Here is a 23022-nt window from a genome sequence, read left to right on the forward strand (position 1 = left end):
TAGATCGGCTGCCCAGCCGAGAGCATCGTTGTATCGCTAGCTGTGGGCGAAGGGTGCATCGTTCACGGGTTCTGAGCGCTTGGACTGTTCTGCATGCGGTGTTCCAGCTGCATCCATCGCGCTCTGTAGGCCTCCAGGCTGATCGTCCCGGCAGCCAATTGATGATCGAGTTTGCTCATCTCCTGAAGTGCGTGAGCTGACTCTCGCTCACTGGCGCCTGCTTCCAGGCCTGGATCCTGTGACCCTGGCTCCGGGAGTTCTTGCTTGCGGAGTTTGTCCTTCACCCAGCCGAACGCGGAACCCATGGCTTCGGTGGCGCTTCCGGCAGCGCTGCCAACCACATCACCGACGGCACCCATGGCCTGACCCAGGACTCCTTCTTCCTTTCGGTACCTCTCACATAGCTCCTCGGTTTGCTGCAACTGGTGGCTCTGATTCAGCGCAGCAAGTAACTGGCTGAGGGTCTGCTTCTCGGCTGGATGAAGAACGCCGTCCGCTGCTGCAATCAAGCAGAAGCAGTGTGCAAGAGCTTTTGAACACTCCTCATCGCCAACGGTGCTCAGCTGGGCCAGTACCCCATTGAGATCGGCATGCACCTTCCCGGCAAGGCCTTCCAGTTGTTCGGGACTGAGCTGCAGCTGCCTGAGGAACGTGAGGTAGACCTCATGCTCCAGATCGCTGAAATCACCATCAGCTAGAGCCAGGGCCACGAGCCCTTCCACCATCGCCAATGCGGTGGACTCATCTGTTGTGACCTTGGCCTGAAGTCGAAGGGCCTCCTCTCTCAGCCCAGCCTTGATGCGTACTTCCTGGCGAACCCGGCTTCCCATCGCTCGGGTGGCTGTGTAGTTCCATCCCGCAGACAGGGCCACACCCACAACGGGGACAGCTGTTTTGAGAATGCCTTTCTGGGTCACACTCCTGGCGATGCGAGGACCCAGGACACGGTTGACAGCCGACTGGATTGCCTTGGTATTGCCATGAATCAGCCGATACAGCTGGGCACGCATCACCTCGGGACCCAGGGCTTTGGCACCGATGCCACCGACCTCCGCCAGCTTGACGCCATAAACCACGGCGAAGATTCCCAGTAGATCTTCTGGATCCGAAGCGTCGAGAGGAATGCCGTAGAGGAGGTGCAAGTCGTAGACGAGCCTGAGCTGCAGCCGAACGGTGTAGAGCACTTCTGCCATGACGGCGGACACGGCCATTGGAATGCCAACGCCGGCGGTGAACACCGCACCGCTGGCTGCAGCACCGGAGAGACTTCCGGCGATAGCGGACGTCTGTTCAGCCAGTTCGCAGAGCTTGCCCGCAATCGCTTCGGTGGGGAGGCCCGGGTATTTGCTCCGTAGCCAGGCTTCACCGCCCTGCTCGATCACCCGTTCCTGGTATCCGCGAAGGCAGGCCAGGAGAAAATCGTTAAACCAACTACCGCTTTTGATCGCATCCCAGCCAAACGCTTGAGCAGTCTCTTTGAGATCATTGATCTCATTGAGAATGGCAGATCGGAAATCAGCCGAATTTTGAGCAAGTTCTTCTGGCGAGGATTGGATCGTCATAAGGTTTAGGGGACGGATGTTGCAAGTGGCCGAAGCAGGTCAATGGGCTCGGTGAACATGAAAGAAGATGAATCGTGGCTGGCACCCTCCGCTACGTCGCAGCCAGTCGGTAACTGGACGGATAAACTTTGATGCGACCATCGCTGATCATGCTTTGCAGTTGAATGCCGGATATTTCTGTAATGCGTCCGCTGGTGTCAGGAAGAAGGATTGAGTGTCCATCAGGAAGGCGCTCGAGGAGGCCAAATGCAACCGTATCTAGCTCCAAAGGGGATGCAACGATGGGTGATGTCCTAACGAGAAAACGCTTGATCTCTAGGCCTGAAGGCGCTTCAAGAATCCATGGGAAAAGTTCACCTCGCTGTCGGCGCAATGTTGTTTGATCACTGCCACGGAAAACACCATCGCTTACCTCTTGAAGGTCTAGCGACTGTGCATATTGTGCTATGACACCATATTGAGCAGAGACTCCTGGTTCTTCGCTTGGTTGAGATTGTGATTCAGATCTGCCTTGGTGGTCACTATTTATATCAGGAGAGGCACTCGGTTCATGTGGGCTATCTGCTGCACCAAGCAGGGCTGAACCCCGATATTCGCCCAGAGAGGCCTCTTCTGGCGATGGCGTGGATGAGTGAGATGCGGGCGCATCGGTGAATACAGTTTCAAAATCATTTGGCTTGAGGAAGGAGGGTATTTCTTTGTGCGCTGTGCGAATGGGTTCCTGTTCTAATTCCTTTGCGAACATCTCCTGGTGTGACTGATTTGATTGCTCAGGGCTGGTTTGGCTTGCTACTATGGACCCATGGTCGTATTCGCGTTCCTCTGGATTCGTAACCTGGAAAGTTGATTCGGCCTGAGGTGCACTGGTGGCGGCCAACGCAAAGTTGGGAGCGGTCAAAATTACGTTATAGTTTACTCTAAAATATTCTCTTATGATTTCATCCGATCGCTCATAGCAATAAGCTGCTGCTGCCTGTAGGTCTGCACTCTGAAGATACTCGCCAATGATGATTGGGATTAAATTGGCTAGTCGCGGGCCTGGAAGTTGTTTTACGTAGATCGCGCTCGAAATCAAGGCTCCATCCTTTTCGATGGCTAGTCCAATCGGTTTTCCATCCAGGATTGGAGTTACGCGCAGATCATTCCGGAAGTAGATCGGCGCCTGCGATAGAACAATGCCGGCATTAACCGAATTGCTTTTGTCAGTTGATTCTGGCTTGATTTTGCTGACGCACTGGCCAAAGGTCTGGAGCCATTCATGCTTTGCAAAAGCTAATTGAGTGCTGTCTGGAGCGTCTGTTAATTGGTAACTCAGTGAGTTCGTGATTTCCTGAATAGTGCCTTGCTGTAGCAGGAGGTCTAGGGAGTAGCCATCAACAAAACGCAGATCGGCGCACCGATCAAGAGTCTCGTCAAAGAGCGAGTTGGTATCGAACGCCTCATCAGAAAGTCCGTAGGGAAGTTCTGTTAAAAGCTTGAGTTGCTTGGATAAAGAAAGCCAGACGCCACAGCGATCGATCACACTGTCGGTGAACCTGCGCAACAGGATCTGCAGCAAGTTCAACACTTCTGTACTCAGATCTGAGTTGAGGCTGATCGCACTTACCAAGGCAACGGCTGAGTCGGCATCAGGTCGTTCTCGCAGTCCCAGCTGCCGCCATAGCGACAAATGCCGAACTGATTCGACGACGGTTGCGATGCCAGATCCTTCAAGGCCATCGGCAGAAATGAAGACATGGAGAGGCGATGACCAGCTGCCTTGCTCTGTGAGAATCAGATTCTCAGCTTTGAACGCATCAAGAATCAGGCTTTGCTCTTCTGACTTGCTCAGTAGATAAAGCTTGTCGAGTTGTTCATAGAGCTTCAGTGCTTCAGCTCGAGGGGGGCATTCGAGTGCTGTCAGAGTGTTGAGTAGCGAAAGAAGGAGTTGGGGGCCGGGCAACGCAGCTGACACACCAAGCGCATTGAGGATGTCGTCGTTGGCTTCATTGTCAAACCGCTTTTCGATAAATCGCTCAACACCAATGAGCGGCTCTGTTTCTTCTGATCTCCTTAGTAGCTCAGCCGGCTTACATAAATTGCCACGAGTATCTGGAATGCACGCACTATTGCGGATTCGTCGCAGCCAGGAAGCAGAGATTTCGTGTCCTTCGACGAGTTTCTCTCTTAGCCCATTCGTATTTGTTTGATAGATCTCGAGCCTTGCTTTTGTGAACCAGTCTGTGGATGAAGTTTCAAGGATATAGCGCACCAATACGGCTAGAGACGTGTCGACGGACTGTTCATTTAGCCAGTGTGCGAGAATCTGCTGGTCGAAGTCATGGTCAATGATGAAGTACCGCTGTGTTGCGGAGTATCGCTCCCACTTGTAGGGAAACAAGCTGGTTTCTAGCGGCTCACCATAGTTCGACTGCAGGTGGTCAAGGAGATCTTTTGAATGCCGAAATTCATGCTTGCGCTCTGCGATTGGCGGCAGAGATTTCAGGCCTGGCTTTCCCGATGCGATCCAGCTATCCCATTCATCAGTACTACATGAGTGTGGGACTGCCCAGTAGTCGTTCGCAATGAAATGCTCGTCTGTATAAGAAGAGGGGAGAAGACCTTGAATCGTCTTCGTCTGGTCATGACAGACCCCCCTTGCAACGTGCCGGATCTTGCCTGATTGGGTGATGTAGGGAAAGTTCTTTGGAACACGGCAGTCCAGCCGTGCGCAGATGTGAGCAAGCCGTACGCACGATGCTCCGTCGAGAGTTCTACTTTCGCTCAGGCTTGTAGCGATTCTCTCAACGAGCTTTGTGGTGTCGGTGCCATCGGCCAACCCCATGCGTTGGAGTAGGGATAGAGCAGCCTCCTTCGCAGTAATCGAACTATACTTACCCTGCTGAAGTGCATAGTCGGTATCTTGGTCAACGAGGTAGATAAGCCATTCACGGTCAACAAAAAGTACATAACTTGCTAGCCAATGTAAGTCGCTCTCATCCAGCTGTGACTTTGAATTCCCTAGCCTGACCGTGCTGCGAGGTGGTACTAAATGATTCTTGTCTGCAGCGGGAACAATCGCAAGCTCATCGAGGCTGATCCCAGTTGCTGGCTTTGTGAACTCGCCAGAAACATAGACCCAGAGTCTCAGGAGTTTTTCTTTGCCTGGATTTGGTGGCGCAATCTGTTGGAGTAGGCTACAAAAAAGTACGCGACTTATCTTTTCGATCTGCTCTAGCTTCTGTAGTAGATCTACGGTTTCCCGTGGTATGGCTGTGCTGATTAGTTTTCTTTTTTTTGGGTCAAGGATACCGGTGTAAAAGCTTGATTCCCAGATGTCCTGGACTTCTTTTTCTAGCGCAATGCAGGAGCCACTCCCTTCCACGCATCCGTCGTGGGCAAGGACAATGCGCTGATGTTGTATGTGGTGAAAAAATGACTGACTGACTTCTTCGACGCATTCGTCCTCGATTCCTCCTTGGTTGGCAATGCTGAAGTAAGCTCTCGTTCGACTGCCAGATAGTCCAGCCTTCGGAATGAGTTGGTAGGCCTGAGCTCTTGAGCTCATGTCGAGTGCCTGGTTTGCTAGCCAATTGACCATGCATGACGCAGCCAATCTCCCCACGCGGGCAAGCAACCAGCGATTTGTAGGAGATGTTTCAGGATCTTTAATCTTGACCCGCGCTGGGTCCTGCATGAACGGGCCATTGCATGCAAACGGAAGATCTGGTTTGACTGATGTGGGAAGGACAACGTAGATCCCTGCACTCGCTCCAAGGACGAGTTCAACCCTGGAGGGCGGCAGAGAAAAGTCTGAGTCCGCGCCTAAGATCCTTTCGTGTTTGATTTCGTCTACGCATTCGCTAGGAAATTCTTCGGGTTCGGATCTCGCCAGGAGATACCTGTCTGACTCAGTGTCATTCAGCGAATACCATTCGCTGCCATGAACCGGTCCGGCCCCTCGGGAATGCCAAAACAGCTGATGCCCGTCCAGCGTCAACCTGCGGATATTCCTAAAAAAGAGCAGGGAGATAGGGCTCTGCTTCCATTCGGCGAGATTTTTTGCTAGTTCAGCTTGCCTCAATTTGTCTTGAATCTCAACCAGGATGCAGGTCTTATTCTGATCATTCGTGGTGTCTTCATACCAGCAGGGCAGCGTGAATCGATCTTTCTCGAAAAAGACGCTCAGGGATGGCGTCCGAATCCCAACAACAGGGCCAAGGCTGAATGTGCTTTTGAAGCCAATGCCCCTGAATCCAATGGTGTGCAGTGAGCGTTTATTTGAGTATCCAAATCTGCACAAGGATGCGAAGTGGTCTGGCTGAAAGTCCTCGCCATTGTGCGTGAACTCGAAGACGCCGTTAACCACACGAGCACTTGCTTCGGTGGCTCCTGCATCATCGGCATTCTGGAGCAGCTCAGAAAGAACATGCCTGGGACTCTGAACTTGCTTGAACAGCTGATGCCATGGCCCTGCTAGTTCAGGGTCAGCCTCAAGTTGCTGCCAACGCCGCTCTGCAGCTTGGCGGATGGGTTCGAAATACTCAGGTGGCTGTCGGTTCATGCGTCTATCTGAGCTTCAATACAATCCCGGCTTCTCAACCTTTAGCGCCGCCGAGTTCTCCAGCACGATCCGAGCGGTTTGTTCATCGATACCGCCGGGGGCGTTGACTTGCACTTCCAGGGTCATCTCGATCTGAACGCCGGGTAGGGCCTGCAGGTGTGACATCACCTCCTCCACGAAGGTGCTCATCTGCAGGCTGGCACGGGTGGGATCGAGCTTGACCGAGGCCACATAGCGCGTTGGCTGCGCTGGTTTGGATGATTCTGCGGATGTGGTTGTTGGGTCAGTGGTTGTGCCCTCGCCAGCTGGTTTCGCAACAGCCCTGCCGATGCCTGGACTGGACGGGTTTGTGTTGGTGAAGTTGCTTGCGGTGAAGCTGGACGCCCCGGACTCTGTTGCGGCGGCGGCTTGTTGGGCAGCGGCTTTGTCCGCAGCGATCTGCGCTTGGGCCACCTCGTCTTTGACGATCAGGCTGTTGAGGTTGGGCAGCTGACTGCTGGAGGCCTGTTGGGGCCGGAGGCCGTTGTAGCGACCGGTGGACTCATCGATGGCATCGGCCAGGTGGAAGGTGGTTTCGCCGCTCATCGCCGCTTGGGCGTTCACGAGAGCGTCGAGGATCACCTGATCGGTGGTGACGCGCGGCAAGTACAGGTATTTGCGGCACCAATCCACGAGCTCGCGCACCTGAACGTGGGGACGTTCGCGCCAGAGAAAAGCGTTGAGCTTGTCGCGGATGGCACGGGCACCGAGCTGGTTGGCGAGTAGGTCTTCCTGCACGCATTTCTCGCTGGCCCGTTCAGCAAGGGACCCCTTGCCGCCGCTGAGCCGCTTCTCATCCCAGTTGGCGCCATGGGGGCCCGGTTCGCTCTGGTAGGGCACCAGCAGGTGAGACCAGGTTTCGGGGATGCGGGCGTCAATGGTGCGGTTGGCGTCCTCCACCTTCGCGGCGGCTTGGTTCTCCTGGTTGACGGTGAGATTGAGCAGGAGCTTCTCATCGAGAACCCTCTGCCAGGCGCGGCGTTCGGCCAATGCCAGGAAGAGGTTGTCGAGGTTCTGCCCATCTGGTGCCAGGAACACCAGGGTGTTCATGAACTGGCGGGGGGCATTGCCTTTGCTCTGCAGGCACTGCGTAGTCCACTGCATGGCGGAGCTGAACTCCACCCCTTTGCGGTGGGTGTACTGGGCCGCGAGCAACACCAACCGGGTGGAGGGTTCATCGGGGATGCCGCTGCTGTCGATCTGAGCGGTGTGCACACCGGCGAAATCACCTCGCCTGGCGGCCTCCTTGCTGATCAGAGTGTTGAGCTCCGCCACCAGCTCGTCTTCTTGGCGCAGGTAGCTCTCGCGATAGTCTTCAGCGGTGCGGTTGAGGTTGGGGCTGGTGTCGATCCAGTAGCGGTCGCCGTCTTGCTGGATGTAGCGGCCGCGATCCCCCAGCCGCCGCAGGGCGTCGCCGAAGACAGCAATGGGTTCACCGGGCATCACGCAGGCGAGCTTCACGCTCTGGTCGTTGATGCCTTTGCGTTCACGCGTGGCACCGGGGGCCGTACCCATGTAGAGGCTGCGGGCCACACGCTTGCAGGCGCTCACCCTGCCGAAGTTGGGGTTCTCGGCATCGAGGCGGGTGGGGATCGATTGGCCGCCATCCACGTCTTGAGAAATGATCGGCTCCCACTGGTTATCGAGGAAGCGCACCAGCTCGTTCTTCACGTCGTTGTCGTCGATCGGCATCGAGCTGGGCATGATCAGCAGGTCTTTGCTGTTGCCGTTCCAGAGGCCTTCGATGGTGAGGGCGAGCAGACGCAACACACCGCGCGTGCGTTGGAAGCGATCGAGGGTGCTCCAGTCTTCGTAGAGACGGTCGAACAGTTCCGGGTGGATCGGGTAGGCGGAGGTGAGCAGGTCGCGGTAGCCGGGTTCACGGGCCTGGGCGGGGAAATCAGCCCGGTTGGCGGCGTACATGTCGCAGAACTTGCGCACCACCGCATCGCGGTTAGCACCGTCGTCCTGGGTGGTGATCGGCTCGAACAAGCGGCGCCGCACGATCTCGAAGCTCTCGTTGCCGGTGGCCGGACGCCACTGGTAGGCGAGACGGGTGACGACGTTCTTGAGGCCGTTACAGGCCAGCTCGCCATTGCTACCGCCGATCTCATTGATGCTCTGGGGCACCGAGATCAACAGCAGGGCATTGACCACCTGCTTGGTGGCTTCTGTGAGCTGTTGGGCAAAGGTGAGCTGGGTGTCGTAGGTGCCGGCCGGTAGGTCGGACTTGTCGACCAGGTTGCGGGCATAGGCCACCCACTCATCCACCAGGATCAGGCAGGGACCATGGGCTTCAAACAGGGCAGCGAGGGCACGGGCACCGGGTGCCACCTGCTGCTGGTCGCTTTCGGCGATCTGGGCATAGGCCGCTGCACCGCCGAGTTGATAGGCCAGTTCACCCCAGAGGGTGTGGACCTCGGTGCCATCGGGTTTGACGTCGACCTTGGACGGGTTGAAGGCGGTACCCACCAACACGGCCCGTGAAGCCTTGGGAACACTGTTGATACCCAGCTCGCTGCACACCTCATCAAGGCCGGGCAGGTTGGCCAGGGGAGTGCCGGAGCTCAGGTGGTAGAGCGCCAACATCGAGTGGGTTTTGCCACCACCGAAGTTGGTTTGCAGCTCGATTACCGGTTCACCGCCCTGGCCGTTGAGGCGCTGCAGGGCGATGCGCAGCAGTTCCTTCAGGCCATCGGTGATGAAGGTGCGCCGGTAGAACTCAACCGGGTCGGTGTATTCCGCGCTGCCGATGCCGCGTTGCACCAGATCGAGATCGGCGGCGAATTCGGCTTGTTGGTATTTGCCGCTGATCACATCCGGGTGCGGCGTGATCACCTCCCGCCAGGGTTTGAGGCCGGATTCCACCTCGTTGGCGATGGTGGCCTGATAGCGGGTGCGGTTGCGGGCGCGCTCGTTGAAGACCTGCTGCTGCAGCTCTTCCCGCATGGTGCGGATCGCTTCTGCCTGCTCGCTGGCGTTGATGTTGCGACAGAGGCGAACAGCGGTGTCGAGATAACGGTCAACGTCGTCCGACGACATCGCTTCCGAGTGGGCCCACTTGTTGCGGGCTTCCTTCAGTTCACTGACGTAGGCACGGTCGGACTGGCTGAGCAACCGCTTGAACACCGTTTGCCAGTGCTCCATGAACAGGCCCAGCAGAACGGAGACGTCTTGGAGGTTGTTGGCCTGAGGCGGCAGGCGGTCTTGCCAGTTGGTACCGACGTTGTCGTAGAGCTGGCTGGAGATATAGGGGAGCATGGCATCACGGAGCTGATCGAGAGCCTTGCCGATGCGGTCGCGGTTAGAGATGGCCATGGCGGGATTAGATCAGGGAAGCCTGAACGGTGGTTTCGGTGCTCTGGGATGCGGCTAGACGCTCAAGTTCGGGCCAGGCGATCACAAGGCCGTTGTAGGCGCGGGCTTCTTCTGCTTGTTTGGTCTTCTCGCAGTGGTTGTATAGGCGGTAGGCCAGTGCCCGGCAGTTTGCTGCGAGGTCGCCGTGTCCAGAAACCTTCTTGAGCTGGCCCAATAGCTCGGCCGCCGCACCTTCTCCACCCGCTTCCAGCCGCTTGATCAAGTGCTGGGTGGCCTCCCAGACGCAGAGACGTTCGTCACAACTCGGATCCCAGTCATATGCGAGTTGATCGCGCCGCAGGAGCCATGCTTTGCCTGCTACCGACCGGAGAATGCCAGCCTTGGCTACTCCTTCCACAGAAACGTTGCGTGCTTTGGCAAGGCCTTCAGCATCCCCAAAATCCCGCTCGGAATATCCAAAGCTCTCAAAGAAAGTCAGAGCAAAGCGACTGTCAGCATCCAGCTCTCCATCACCCTGTGACAGGCACTCATCCAGCGCAGCATTAATCTCAATCAAAGCATCTCTCACTGACATGCGACTGTCGTCTGGATTCAGAACTCCATTTGCACTGCTAAAAATAGCCATGCCAGGCCCAATTGCGGCCTGAGCCATATCAGCGGGAGAGATTAATGCTTTAGAGAATTCGGCTATAAACGTTTGCAGTTCATTGCGCAGACTCCTCTTGAATGCTGATCTGCTCAATGCGGATGAATTCGCAGACCTCTTCCTGCAAGACAGCACAATGCTGGACGACAGAGCATTTGACTCCTGATTACGCTTTCTATTTTCTCGCTCGGTGCTAACTGGCCAGGCCGCTGTAATCACTAAACCAGTCGAAACAAGCGCATCCAAGAACGCTTCCCATCCTGTGCTAAATGACTGACTCGATGAACTCGTCTCAGACTGCTTGAAAGCATAATATATGGTCATTGGATATGCTGGATGAGAATTCGCTGCAATAGCCATTACAGCTTTTTTCATGCCATCCAAGAAAAACTCGGTAGCCCCCTTCTTCCCGCCATGTCGAGCGGGAGTGGCAACCAGCTCTTCATGCTTTGGTGTTTCAATTGTTCCAAACAGCAAAGGATAATCTGCCTTGATAGCCCTTCTCAGCCAAACATAGAAGTAGTCAGAGAGGTCCGCGTAGCCAATATTGTCAAAGTAAGGCGGATCAATTGATACTACCCTTGCCGCTCCCGCTTTCTGCTGCGCCGCGTCTTCAAGAAACGCAACTCCTTTGTATTCACTAGATGTCGCTACTGACCTGAGGCCTGACACAACAGTGTCAACCATGCTTTCGAAGGAGCCACTTGGCCCACTGAGAATATTCGCCTCGCAAAAGTCCCATGTCATCGACAATGTCTGTCTAGAAAAAACATCGCCAGGGCATTGAACACCCGATTTAAATGTGCAGAGAGAGCTCGATCTATTACTCGTCTTGCTCACCGCAATTGACAAATATAGCCTGATCGCCTTTATGTAACTATCTTTCTTTTCCTGGCTCCAGTCGCTTATAGACAGCCTTCCTAGGCGAATTCCTTTATCTATGTCGCTGGAGACCAACAAGTCAAGTGCACCTAGTTCATCGCAAAGAGTGGTGAGGGCCAGTGCCTGCCTGTTTGTATACAAGTCGCCCCAGCTGCTCATGCCGTAGTTGCCGACACGAAAGCCCAGAGCATCCTGCAGAAAAGCCGTGTTTGGTTTCCAAGGTGGCTGCTCTATCTGTGCAAGCCTTAGCTGATCTACGGTTGGCGTTATGTAAACTCGCTCTTTGTTACCTTGCAAAACAATCGCGATCATTTGACTGCCTAGCCTGCCTTTCCTGGCTTCTTCGCGGATATATTTTGCAGTTATAGGCGCCCCTGACAGCAAGCACTTGAAATTCGCACCATTGACCTTGGTGCCTGATCTCCACTTGTAGGCAGCAGGTGGCCGACCCTTAATTACGTTCAACCGATACTTGTTGCCAGATACAATCGGCTCTATCCATGACTCCGACTGGGAATTACTTGTTAAGATAAACGTAGATGCCAGTGGGACTTCGCAATCCGAGTATGATGGGTCAGGACTCGAAACCGTTCGAGCCCATATCCATGCAATACACTGAAGATTTTGATCAAGATATTTTGATAAGTCAGGCCTGGAATCAACAATGTCGGCCGTGATCTTGACGGGTTGATAATGGGAGCCAATTCTGTCGATTGCTCGACCCAGAAGAACTCTTCCATAATGAACAATATCCTCGCACAAGCCATTTGCATTTTCGCCAACGCTAATCAACTCGGAATCATCTAAGCGTGGGTGAACCGAGAGCGTCTTTGCGTACTTGGGTGGCACTTCGATCAGTGCCTTGTTAATCAGCACAGCAACTGGATTGAGATCACTAGCCAGGACCTCAAATCCAAGGGCTTGCGCTTCTAGCGGTATCGCCCCGCCTCCAGCAAAGGCATCATGGAATGGCGGCAGTCTTTTGGGGTCAAAAAGATTTACCGCATCAGGATGATCCTTATTGTCATTGCAACAACGGGTCCAGCTCTTCTTGATTTCGAGCCTTGCTTCATCGAGAAACTTCTTATTGGAGCGGTTGGTCCAATCAAGCGCCTGACATAGAACCCTGAAAAGGCGAATTCTTTCAACTTCTTGCTGTTCTGGGGTTGGGAAATCTTCAGGAATCGAGGACGGATCATCAACGCATTGGCAATAAATAGCCGCCTTAGCCGCTGCAAGTGGTCGAGGCGCAAACCAGTAATGTATATTCCTTGGATGCCCACGACGAATTGCTTTGTCATGAGCACAAGCAGCATTGATCGCCTCGAGCGGGATGGCGACCTCGATCAGCTTCTTGCGGCGTTTGACGGAGTGGTCAGTCATCAGATTAGATCAGGGAGGCCTGAACGGTGGTTTCGGTGCTCTGGGAAGCGGCCAGACGCTCCAGTTCGGGCCATGCGATCACCAGGCCGTTGTAGGCGCGGGCTTCTTCTGCCTGCTTGGTTTTCTCGCAGTGGTTGTAGAGGCGGTAGGCCAAAGCTCGGCAATTGGCGGCGAGGTCGCCGTGGCCTGAGATTTGTTTTAGTTGGCCCAAGAGTTCTGCTGACGCACTTTCCCCGCCAGACTCCAGCCGCTTGATCAGATGCTGGGTGGCCTCCCATACACAGAGGCGATCGTCACGACTGGGATCCCAGTCTTCTTCAAGTTGCTCTCGGCGGAGCAGGCAGGCTTTTCCTGCAACGGAGCGTAGGATTCCAGCCTTGGCCACCCCATCTACGGATACATTACGGGCTTTTGCCAAGTTTTCTGCATCGCCAAAGTCGCGCTCGGTATAGCCGAAGCTCTCAAAGAAAGTGACAGCGAATCGGCTGTCTGCATCAAGCACTCCTTCGTCTTTTGAGAGGTGCTCATCGAGGGCTGCATTAATTTCAATCAAGGCTTGCCGCACGGTCAATCGACTGTCATCAGGATTAAGAACCGCTTTTGCGCCACTGAAAATCCCCATACCCGGTCCGATGGCAGCCTGAGCGATATCAACCGGTGCAATGTTTGACGCTTCAAGAAGGCGAGCAACCCTGGGTACAACAGACTTAATCTCTCTCCGAAACTCAGTACTGGAGAGGGTTCTTGCATCAGGGTCCTTGCGGTCGCAGATAAGAGCTATGCTCGATGCCAAAACATTTACCCCTTTGCCGATCACTCTGTTAGAGAGCTCCGTACGAATAGGCCAAGTCCCAAGTATTCGGAGTCCAGACTGAATAACAGCCTCTAGAAAAGTCTCCCACCCAGTACTTGTTATGCCACTGTCTTCGACTCTCTCGGACTGCTTAAAGGCATAGTAAACCGTCACAGGGAAGGCTGGGTGGGCAAGTGTTGATATTTGGCGGATTGCTAATGACATGCCATCAAGAAAATAAGACTCAGCCTTGTCCTTTCCGCCATGCAAGCAAGCAGTAGCAACGAGCTCTTCCGACTTGTCAATCGAAATCCTAGAAAAAATAGAAGGATAGACATTCTTGAGATTACGCCTTAGCCAGACATAGAAAAATTCCGACAGCTGCGCATAGCCAATGTTGTCATAGTAAGGCGGGTCTGTTGACACAATCTTTCCCCGAGAAGTTGCCTGGTTTCTTGCGTCTTCGTGAATACAATAACCAACCCCTCTCCCAGGCATTTCGTCGATAGACTTTGCAATCCATTCAACACTTGGAGACCATGCTCCTGATGAAGAGCACAGAGGATTGCCTTCGCCATATTCCCAACACATGGCCAGAGCCTGGCGAGCAAACGTATTCCTGAGCTGAAGCTTTGTAGGACTGGAATCCCAGGTAGCTAACGAGGTATGCCTATCAGCCAACTTACTTATTGCAAAAGAGAGGTAGAGTAGTATGGCTTCTGCATATGCTTTCGCGCCCTTTCCTCCTGCTCTCAGGGGCCTTGAATCGGTTGTACCAATGACAGTAGACGCATGACATTCCGCAAGTTGCGAGGCCTGAGCGCATATGTCTGAAAGTATATTCAGAGCAAATAGTTGTCTATTGGTGAAAAGGTCCCCGAAGGATAGAAGGCCGTATAGCACGCAGTTGTTTCGCTTGTTATCGTAGAAGATTTCCTGCTCAGGCCTCCAGTTGGGTGGCTCAATATCAGCTGCTTTTTCTTGGTCAGGAGTTGCCTCAAGAAAAACTCTTTCTCGATCACCTTCGGCAACAACTGCCATTAGGCGAGAGCCCATTCGCCCTGCAAGCCCCTCCTTTTTTATGTAATCACCCGTTATCGGAGTCCCTGTAAGTATGCAGGAAAAGTTGGCTCCCCGAGCCAGTTGCGTTCCCTTTTTGATTGTTGCCCAGTTATCGGGGCGACCTTTTCTAATCTTGAATTCGTATGTAGCGCCTGTGACTAGGGGTTCAAGGTAAACTTCCTTTCCAGGCTTGGCTGACAAGACATAGGTTGAAGTAAGGGGAACCTCGATATCTGCCACAGAGGGATTAGGGCTTCTAACAGTTCTAGCCCAAATCCAAGCAATTACTTCTAGATCTTTGCCTTCGTATTTTTGAAGATCATCCCTTTCGGATGCAAGAGTCGGCGCTATCGATATCTTCGGATAAATCTTGCCTAGGCGCCTATCTGCCTCTTGCCGCACCCACTCTCCGTAATATCGCAAATCACAAGCGATTCCTTTCGCGCCATCCCATTCTTGCTGCAGCAGAGAGTTGCTGCATTGGTGCTCCGGGTTAACCGGAGATGTATTGCTGAATCTTGACGGGATGTCAATGGTTCCAATATTAATAAGAGAGGCAACCGGATTCAAGTCACTCGCGTATGCATCAAGGCCAAGTCGCTGAGCTTCAAGTGGCAGAGTGCATCCTCCGGCAAAAGGATCATGAAAGCTGGGGACATGCAGGGGATTGAATAGTGTGCTCGCTTCTGGGTGATGAGTATTATCAGCGCAACACCGTATCCAGCTTCTTTGGATCTCCTCGACAGCTTCTTGAAGTACTTTATCGCATGATCTGTTTTCCCAAGCGCTTAGACGACTAACTAGAGAAAACAGTCTCTGCCTTTCTCGCTCTTGATCTTCAGCCGTTTCGAAATCCTCCGGAACAGATGAAGGATCATCTACTAATTGGCAGAATATAATTGCTCTTGCGCACGCAGTCGGCTTGCGTGACCACCACAAGTGCAAAGTGCTTGGGTGCCCATGACGGATGCTCTTCTCCCGCGCCGACGCCGCATTGATCGCTTCCAGCGGTATGGCGACCTCAATCAACTTCTTGCGGCGTTTGACGGGGTGGTCGCTCATGGGATGGTCCAGGGATTGATCAGCTGCAGGCCGAGATCGGCGAAATCAGAGGTGTTACGGGTGGCCAGCGGAGCGCCGTGGGCCAGGCCGATGGCTGCGATCACGGCATCGGCGGTGGCGATCGGCCGAGCCAGGCGTTCGCGGTGGCTCACCAGCTCGCCATACCAATGAGCGGCCTCGCTGGTGAAGGCCCACACCCGACCTGCAAACAGGTCGGCTGCCAGTGCATCCCAGCTCTCGCGCAGTGCCTGCTTGCGGCGTCCACCCGGCAGGCGCGCCAGGCCGTGCAGGATCTCCGCTTCGTTCATGGCGGTGATCGCTGCGCTCTCTGGATCGAGGCTGTTGGCCCAGGCCAGAACCCGTTGATCCGGCTGCGGACGCATCAGCTCGGAGATCACGTTGGTGTCGAGAACGATCACCGGCATCGCCTTGGCTGTCAGCGTGGCTCGAACTCAGCGGCTGCAGGGGCTGAGCTGCGCTCCAGCAGATCGAGCTCCACACCGCCCAGCTCAGCGAAATGGGCATGGATGCGGCTGCCCAGGCGCTCCACCTGCACCTCAGCCTGGCTGGATTCGATCGCTGTTCGCAGGATCGTGCGCGCTTCTTCCTCCATGGATCGGCCATGGCGGGCGGCCTGCACGCGCAGCTGAGCCTTGGTGCGCTCGTCGAGATTACGGATGGTGAGGGTGGCCATCGGAGTTGCCTGTCTGCAATGCCAGCATTGCAGTCAACGCTAGCCCTTGCGGGCCTGGCTGATCCGCCTAAGGTTTTGGTGTGGTCTGACAGGGAGAGCGCCGCCGATGGCCGTTGAGCTGCCCCTCGCTCAGATGACGCACGACGAAAAACTCCAGGCCATGGAACTGCTCTGGGCGGAGCTGTCCAAGACGCCAGAACAGTTGACATCTCCTGCTTGGCACCGCGACGTGCTCCGCAGTCGATGCGGGCAGGTGCAGCAGGGCCAGGCCAGGTTCCAGAGCTGGGACACGGCCATGGATGAACTAAGGGCTGAGCTGCGTGGACATCAGGCTCCTTGAGGGCGCCAAGGAAGACCTCCGCAATGGCTGGGTGTTCTATGAACGCCAGGCTCCAGGCCTGGGCGATCGCTTTCTGGATGCCGTTGAGGCTGATGTGCGTCTTCTTCCCACCTACGCCGGGATCCACCTGGAGGTGGATGGCTTCCACCGGATGCTGATCAAACGGTTTCCATTCGCCCTCTACTACCTGATCGAGGAGGCCACGATCGACATCTACGCGATCCTTGATTGCCGCCGCGATCCCAGTTGGACTGCTCAGCGGCTGACTGACTCGCGCTCCTAGACAACGCTTCATCAATGCGGTGCCCTCCCTGCGGCGAGCAGCTGCTGCAGGTTCTTGGTGATCTGCGTGTCGCCAAAGCCGGGTAGGCCCCAGTCCACCCCGCTCACATACACCGGTGTGGTGGCCTGATCACCGGCCACACTCACCAGGGCGAGCCGGAAGCGATGCGGGGCGTTGCGGCCGGTGTTCACCTCGTTGATCGTGAGCGTCACCGAGTCGGCGCCATCGGTGCGGCCCTTCACCTCAATAAAGAACAGGTTGCCGTCGGCATCGATCGATTCGATGTCGTAGCCCCGGCCGCGTTCGGCGCTCACGTCTTTGGGCATGCGGCCCAGGGCTTTCTCCGCCTCGAACACGGCGTTCATCGCCAACAGTTCCACCCGTTTGCGCGCCGCTGCATCCACGCCCTGCGGATCGCTCTGCCCCTGCTGCGCCAACAACCAGCCCGCCGGGATCACCAGGGAGCCGCCCTTGAGGTTTGGCACCTTGGCAGTGATCTGCGCTTCTGCCTGGAGTTGGGCCAGCCGTTTTTCCAGACGGCTGGTGAGCACCTCGGCGCGGTCTTTGGCCACCTTGGCGGGTAGGCGCACCTGTTTGCCCGCCTGTTCCTGCAGCTTCAGCTCTTCGTAGCGGCGGCTCCAGTGGTTGATCTCCCGCTGCATGCGCGCCTTGATCTCCCGCTCGGCCTTGGCGATCCGCTCCAGCCGTTCCGCCGACACTTCTTCCAGATGCCTGGGCACGAGGGTGGTCATGGCGTGTTGGAGCACCAGCGCATCCCAGTCCTGCGACAGCCAGCTCTCCTGCAGCAACGGCGCCACCAGCTCCTGTTCGCCATCGCGCAAGGGGCGGTAGTCGAGGTATGGAGCCGAACCTGCTGGGCTCACCACACCGGAGCGGCTGATCTCCAGGAACTGCAGACGGTTCGAGATCAGTTGCTGTTGGCCGGCGCGGGTCTTGCGGCCGTCTTGCAGGCCGTGCTCCAGGCAGAACAGCAGGCGCGGTTCGCTGCCCAGATCGCGCTCATCGATGAGCACTGCTCCCTGGCCGAGCACGGAGCCATCGCGCTCAACCACCAGCGAGATGCAGGCCTCCAGCAGGGGGTGGCCCGGGCTCACCAATTCAGCCCGTGGACTGTCGGCCACATGCTCCTTTTCAAAGCAGATCCGCTCGTAGCGGCCCTGCACGGGCACACCCACGCCGATCTGTTGGTTCCGATCGAGGAGCAACGGCGGCACATAGGTGATCTCGTAGCGCCCCTTCTCCCGGGGATTCAGCTTGCCGCCCAAGCGCCGAAAGGCCTCAATGAAGAAGTCGTGCACGTAGTGCGGGTGGATGCGGCGCGCCATCGCCCGCTCCATCTGCTGCCGCAACTGCTCCACCGTGGCGGCATCCATGCCCTGGCGTACCAGGGCCCGCTGCGCCAGCAGATCTTCCAGGTGGTGCTGATCCACAGCCCCCTCGATCTCCAGCTCCAGCTGGGCCTTCACATCGGGGCGAGCGTTGTAGCGCACCGCATCCATCAACAACTCCCGCAGCGAACGGCCGGAGAACAGCTGGCCGAGCACGTCGAACACCTTGTCGCCCAAGGCTTCTCGCGCCGCTTCGAGCTTGCGCAGCAGTTGGATGTAGACGTCGCCCTCGCGGGTGTCTTTGGCCAGGAGGTTCCACAGATGGCACACCTCCTTCTGGCCGATCCGGTGGATGCGGCCAAAGCGCTGCTCCAGCCGGTTGGGGTTCCAGGGCAGGTCGTAATTCACCATCAGGTGGGCCCGCTGCAGGTTCACTCCCTCCCCAGCGGCGTCATTGGCCAGGAGCACCACCACCTCGGGGTCGTTCATGAAGGCGTGCACGATCTGGCGGCGCCGATCGCGTGCCACACCGCCATGGATCTCCACCACCGCCTCCGGCCGGCCCAGCCGGTCACGGATCTTGGCGGCCAGATCCATCAGCGTGTCTTTGAATTCGGTGAACAGCACCAACTTGCGCCGCGCCCCATTGGCCTGCTTCATCAGCGGGTCATCGAGGATGCGATCGAGCTCCTGCCATTTGGCATCGGTGCGCTGATCCACCACCTTCTTGCTCAGCTGCTCCAGCTCCTTGAGCGTTTGGATCTCGAACTCCAGCTCGGCGAGGGTCTGGGCTGAGGTGGCGTTATCGGTGAAGGCGTCTTCTGTGTTTTCGATCTCGCCGGCGGTGTCTTCTTCGTAGAGATCGTCGATGTCGTCGTCGCTGAGCCCGCCGGGTTGAAACTTGGCGTCAAGCCCCAGGCGCGCTTCGGCCCCGCGCCCCTCCAACAGCAACCGCTCTTCTTTGAGGCGGCTCTCCAAGCGTTCGCGCCGGCGTTCCAGCGAGCGATGGATCGCAAACGGACTGCTCGCCAGCCGCCGCTGCAGGGTCATCAAGGCAAAGCCCACATTCACCCGCTTTTTGCCGCCGCCTTGCTCGTTGGCATTGCGATCGGCACGGTTCATCTCCTCACGCACGTACTCGGTGACTCGCTCGTAGAGCACCTTCTCGGCATCGGAGAGCTCGTATTCGGCGGTGTAGCTCTTGCGCTCGGGGAACAGCTTCGTGCCCGCGAAGGTGTAAAGGTCTTCCTTCACCAGCCGGCGCATCAGGTCATTGGGATCGCTGCGGTGCACGGCATCGCGCTGGTGGCCGGCAAAGCGGTCTTCATCCAGCAAGGCCATGAACAGCTGGAAGTCTTCTTCCTTGCCGTTGTGCGGCGTCGCTGTCATCAACAGCAGGTTGCGGGCGTGGTTCCCCACCCGCTGGCCCATGTCGTAGCGCTTGGTGCGTTTCACCTCACTGCCGAAGTAGTGGGCGCTCATGCGGTGGGATTCGTCGCACACCACCAGGTCCCACTCCGGGGCCTGCTCCAGGCGGGTCTGCAGCTCCTCATCGCGGGAGAGCATGTCCATCCGAGCGATCAGCAGCGGCCGCTGCTCGAACGGGTTGCCCAGCCCCGTGGCGTTGATCAGGTCGCGGGTGAGCAGCTCGAACTGCAGCTCAAACTTCTCCTTGAGCTCGTCTTGCCACTGCTCGGTGAGCGAGCCAGGCGCCACGATCAAGCAGCGCTCCATCTCACCTCGAATCAGCAGTTCCTTGATCAGGAGGCCGGCCATGATCGTTTTGCCGGCGCCGGGGTCATCTGCCAACAGGAAGCGCATTGGCTGCCTGGGGAGCATGTGCTCGTAGACCGCGCTGATCTGGTGAGGCAGCGGATCGATCGTGCTGCTGCTCACCGCTACGTAGGGGTCGAACAGGTACGCCAGCCGGATCCGCTCGGCCTCACTCACCAGCCGGAACAGATCACCGTTGCCGGCAAAGCTCCACTTGCGCCCCCCGCCCGCCAGCTCCAGATCCGCTTCGTTGGTGCGGAACACCAGCTGCTCGCCCAGGGCACCGTCCTCGCCGCGATACACCACCTTGCAGGCCATGTCGCCGAGCATCTCGGCGCTCACGATCCGCACCGCTTCCCGACCCACCAGGCCCTGAACCAGGCCATCTGGTTTGAGGTCTTCCAGGCGGGCCGTCATGGCTGCAGCGGCCTCCATAGGAGTAGCCCTGGGACGGATCCCTGTGTGAAGGCTTTAGCTGTCGACCACTCCCGGACCATCACAGCCAGCGCTGTATCTCCAGTGTGAATCAACGTGCCGCATCCGGCAGCAATTCTGCGGTCCCTTGAACAGCAATCAGGCCTTGTTTTCATGCGGATCCTGCATGGTTTCGCTGTTCCTGATTTGTGAGCGCAGTTGGCGGACAAGTTGCTGCACTGCGTTATGGCTTCCGCTGGCCTCAGGCAGGAGCAGCCAGAGCTGCTCGATCAGGGGTGGTTGCTCCTGCAGCGGCACAAGGCTGTGGTTACTCAGCCAGCTCTCCCCGACCAGGGCCGGGATCACGGGCAGCGCTAGCCGCCGATCCGTGGCGCGTTTCAACCAGGCAGCGGTGTCCTGACAAGCGGCCGGTTGTTTCTCGATGCGCAGGCCCTGGGCTTCAATCGACTGATGCAGCAGCGGCGCTGTGGCCTGGGCCGGAAGCAGCACCCGCTGAGCCTCGGCGGTGGTGGCGACCAGCTGCACCGCGATCGTGCCCAGCGGACTGGCGCTGATGCCGTCCCACCGGGGCGCCTGCCCTGAAAGCAAGCGTTTCTTCAGTGCCAGGGAGCTCAGGATCGCGCCATCGAGCAGGCCATGGCGGATCAGCTCCACCCAATGCTCGGCACTGCGAAAGCGCGGTGGCACGGGCTGAACGGCTCCGCAGCGCTCAAGCAGGTCGTGGTGCAGAACATCGGTGCCGATGCGCAGGACTCCAGCCATCAGGCGGTGGGCCCGGTAGGCCAGCCGTAGGTGATGCAGACAGGAATTGTGGCCGTGGCGGCACACCGCTGGCGCGGTGGCTGGTGTGAGTTGTAACTCCTGCTGCAACAGCCGCAGGCTGCGACAGACGGTGCTCTGATGCATCGCCAGGGCCCGGCCGGCCCGGCTCTGGGAGCCCGCCAGCTCCAGGAGATCGAGCACGTGCAGGTCCTGCAGGAGCGACGGCGGGGTGTATCTGCCGGAGAGGGTCACGGGGTGTCGGGTCCGGGATGCAGACAGCGTCAGCGGAGCAGCCCCTTAGTCCGCTGTTTTTCCTGCGAAAGAGCAGTGAGCTCATGTCAAGGTGCTGGCGCGAGCGGGACTCAGAAGCGGTAACGCGCTCCCAGGCGGGCTCCCCAGCTGCTGAGCGGGTCGTAGCTGACGCTCTCCACCGAGAAGCTGGCGGTGCCCTGGTACGTGGCTTCCAGGAATACGTCGGCTTCCTTGCTGGCGCGGTAGCTCACGCCTACCTTGCCCTGGTAGCCCAATACCCCCTGGCCGCCGGAGGACTGGCTGAGGGTGAGGCCACCGGCACTGGCGTTGTAGCTCCCCCAGGACACGTTGGTGTAACCCAAACCGCCACCGACGTAGGGAACGATGCGGCTCTTGGTGGGGATGTCCACGTAGGCCGAGGCCATCACCGAATTGGTGTTTACGCCGCCATTGCTGATCGAGGCGCTGACGCTCTGACCGAGCGCCGAGACCCGCAGGCTGTTGAGTGTTGCGTTGTTATAGAGGTAGGTGAGCTCAGCGCGCACCACCCCGAAGTCATACCCCGCACCTACTTCCACGGCGACACCGGGGTCGAGGCTGTAGTCACCGCTGACATCGATATCAAACACGGAGGTGCTGCCGGTGACGTTCTGCGGCCAGGCAGCACCGACGCCGAGAGTGGCATAGAAGCCGGTGGCATCAGGGCTGGGCTCGTTGCTTGGCGTCTCCTGGGCGCGGACCTGAGCGGCTGAGCCCACCAGCAGGACCGCGGCGACCAGAAGTGAGCGCAGCGGACGATCAAGAGTGCGCATTGGCTCTCAAACAGAAGGATGGAAGCCACTGCAACAAGCTTGCAGCTGCACTGGTGCGGATCTAAGGCAAGCTGCTGTTTTGACCCCTGGTTGGCTCTAGCTCCGATTCAGCTTGTGCATGGCTTTGTTGGATTGCTGATCGCCATTGCCCAGCCAGCTGGGGAAGCACTGGATGGCTCTCCCAGTTGTTCTGGAGCACTAGAAGCCAGTGGTCGTCGCAGGTCGCTGGCGACAGGGGCCACCAGCGCCAACTGGGGAGGTGCCGCTGCAAGGCGCGGCACCAGCGGGGTGTGGCGAGGGCTGGCAGCTTCTGCTCGCTCAGCCATGCTGCCCAGTCGTGGGCGGACTGACAGCTTCTGGGGGCGTAGAGACAGTGCCAGTGGCGTTGGCGTGTGCAGGCGCCCAGGCCTGGCGCCAGGGACGGCGCCGGGACGGCCACCACACTCCAGCGCGTTAGGCCTTCTTCTATGTAGGTGTCAGGCAACAGCAGGCCCAGTGGTTCTGCGGTCAGGGGAACGAAGATGTAGTCATCCCAGGCCATTGGGCCTTGCGCGGGTTTCAGCGGTTGAGCCAGAAGCTGCTCCAGATCAACGCCGCTGAGCACAGCAGCGTCGAGGATGCGGGCTCGAACCAGGGCCTGCCAGGAGCGGGGGTGACGAAACTGCGCCGGGACCAGCGGTGTGGGCAGGGTGGTCTCAAGCAGTGCTTGCGACCAAGGTGAACTACTCAGGCGAGAGGCACCGGCCTCGAGGCGATGCAGTTGTGCGGCCTGACGCAGCAGATGCAGGCAAGCGTTCTCTCCGTAGCTCAGCTCCGTTGGCTGGCGGGGGCCTGGTGGAGGGAGCTCCAGCTCGCGCAGCAACTGCCGCGTGCGGCGACTCACGGTGGGCTGGGAGAGTTCTGCTGCTCGGGCCGCCGCGGTTGTGGTTCCGCAGAGCTCCAGAAGATCGAGCAGCTGGAGCGGCAACAGCAGCTCCGGTGTGCGGTAAGGCTCAAGGAGAGAACACACAGGAGAAAGCGCTGCAGAGCTGC

The 23022-nt window shown here is 57.5% G+C and carries 13 protein-coding genes; 2 read left to right on the plus strand and 11 right to left on the minus strand.

All coding sequences use genetic code 11. The annotated features are described in order from the left end of the window. Positions 1–62: 62 nt before the first annotated feature. The 7 genes from SynWH8101_RS05080 to SynWH8101_RS05110 form a co-directional block, all read right to left on the minus strand. The gene (locus SynWH8101_RS05080; RefSeq protein WP_130128838.1) at positions 63–1382 is read right to left on the minus strand and encodes a hypothetical protein; all 1320 of its coding nucleotides are present in this window, start codon (positions 1380–1382) and stop codon (positions 63–65) included. A 271-nt stretch (positions 1383–1653) separates the two neighbouring features. Then, a complete protein-coding gene (locus SynWH8101_RS05085; protein ID WP_130128839.1) occupies positions 1654–6105 on the minus strand; it encodes a sacsin N-terminal ATP-binding-like domain-containing protein in 4452 nt (1483 codons plus the stop codon). 15 nt (positions 6106–6120) lie between these two features. Next, positions 6121–9462 (minus strand): DUF499 domain-containing protein, encoded by a 3342-nt coding sequence (locus tag SynWH8101_RS05090; protein WP_130128840.1) that lies wholly within the window; start codon positions 9460–9462, stop codon positions 6121–6123. Between the two features lie 7 nt (positions 9463–9469). Beyond that, entirely contained in the window at positions 9470–12373 is a 2904-nt protein-coding gene (locus SynWH8101_RS05095) for a DUF1156 domain-containing protein (protein WP_130128841.1), read from the minus strand. Positions 12374–12377: 4 nt separating this feature from the next. Then, positions 12378–15290: a DUF1156 domain-containing protein gene (locus SynWH8101_RS05100; protein WP_130128842.1), complete on the minus strand. Its 2913-nt coding sequence runs from the start codon at positions 15288–15290 to the stop codon at positions 12378–12380. Next, complete coding sequence (locus SynWH8101_RS05105; protein WP_254428054.1) at positions 15287–15715, minus strand: type II toxin-antitoxin system VapC family toxin; 429 nt, start codon at positions 15713–15715, stop codon at positions 15287–15289. Before SynWH8101_RS05105 ends, SynWH8101_RS05100 begins: the two co-directional genes overlap by 4 nt. 11 nt (positions 15716–15726) lie before the next feature. After that, positions 15727–15984, minus strand: coding sequence for a plasmid stabilization protein (locus SynWH8101_RS05110; protein ID WP_130128843.1), 258 nt, complete (start codon positions 15982–15984; stop codon positions 15727–15729). A gap of 106 nt (positions 15985–16090) precedes the next feature. On the opposite strand from SynWH8101_RS05110, the gene SynWH8101_RS05115 reads away from it, so the two are divergent. Both SynWH8101_RS05115 and SynWH8101_RS05120 read left to right on the plus strand, forming a co-directional pair. Beyond that, positions 16091–16324, plus strand: a complete 234-nt coding sequence (locus SynWH8101_RS05115) for an addiction module protein (RefSeq protein WP_130128844.1) — start codon at positions 16091–16093, stop codon at positions 16322–16324. Then, the gene (locus SynWH8101_RS05120; protein ID WP_130128845.1) at positions 16305–16607 is read left to right on the plus strand and encodes a type II toxin-antitoxin system RelE/ParE family toxin; all 303 of its coding nucleotides are present in this window, start codon (positions 16305–16307) and stop codon (positions 16605–16607) included. The genes SynWH8101_RS05115 and SynWH8101_RS05120 overlap by 20 nt, the downstream gene beginning before the upstream one ends. 11 nt (positions 16608–16618) lie before the next feature. On the opposite strand, the gene SynWH8101_RS05125 is transcribed toward SynWH8101_RS05120, so the two are convergent. The 4 genes from SynWH8101_RS05125 to SynWH8101_RS05140 all read right to left on the minus strand — a co-directional run bounded on the left by SynWH8101_RS05125 (position 16619) and on the right by SynWH8101_RS05140 (position 22999). After that, positions 16619–20146, minus strand: a complete 3528-nt coding sequence (locus tag SynWH8101_RS05125; RefSeq protein ID WP_130128846.1) for a protein NO VEIN domain-containing protein — start codon at positions 20144–20146, stop codon at positions 16619–16621. 156 nt (positions 20147–20302) lie between these two features. Continuing rightward, on the minus strand, positions 20303–21178 hold the full coding sequence (locus SynWH8101_RS05130; protein WP_130128847.1) for a hypothetical protein: 876 nt from the start codon (positions 21176–21178) through the stop codon (positions 20303–20305). A 110-nt stretch (positions 21179–21288) separates the two neighbouring features. Continuing rightward, positions 21289–21990, minus strand: a complete 702-nt coding sequence (locus SynWH8101_RS05135) for an outer membrane protein (RefSeq protein WP_130128848.1) — start codon at positions 21988–21990, stop codon at positions 21289–21291. A 61-nt stretch (positions 21991–22051) separates the two neighbouring features. Continuing rightward, positions 22052–22999, minus strand: a complete 948-nt coding sequence (locus SynWH8101_RS05140) for a hypothetical protein (protein ID WP_130128849.1) — start codon at positions 22997–22999, stop codon at positions 22052–22054. Between the last annotated feature and the right edge of the window lie 23 nt (positions 23000–23022).

Source organism: Synechococcus sp. WH 8101, from assembly GCF_004209775.1.
Classification (GTDB): domain Bacteria; phylum Cyanobacteriota; class Cyanobacteriia; order PCC-6307; family Cyanobiaceae; genus Synechococcus_C.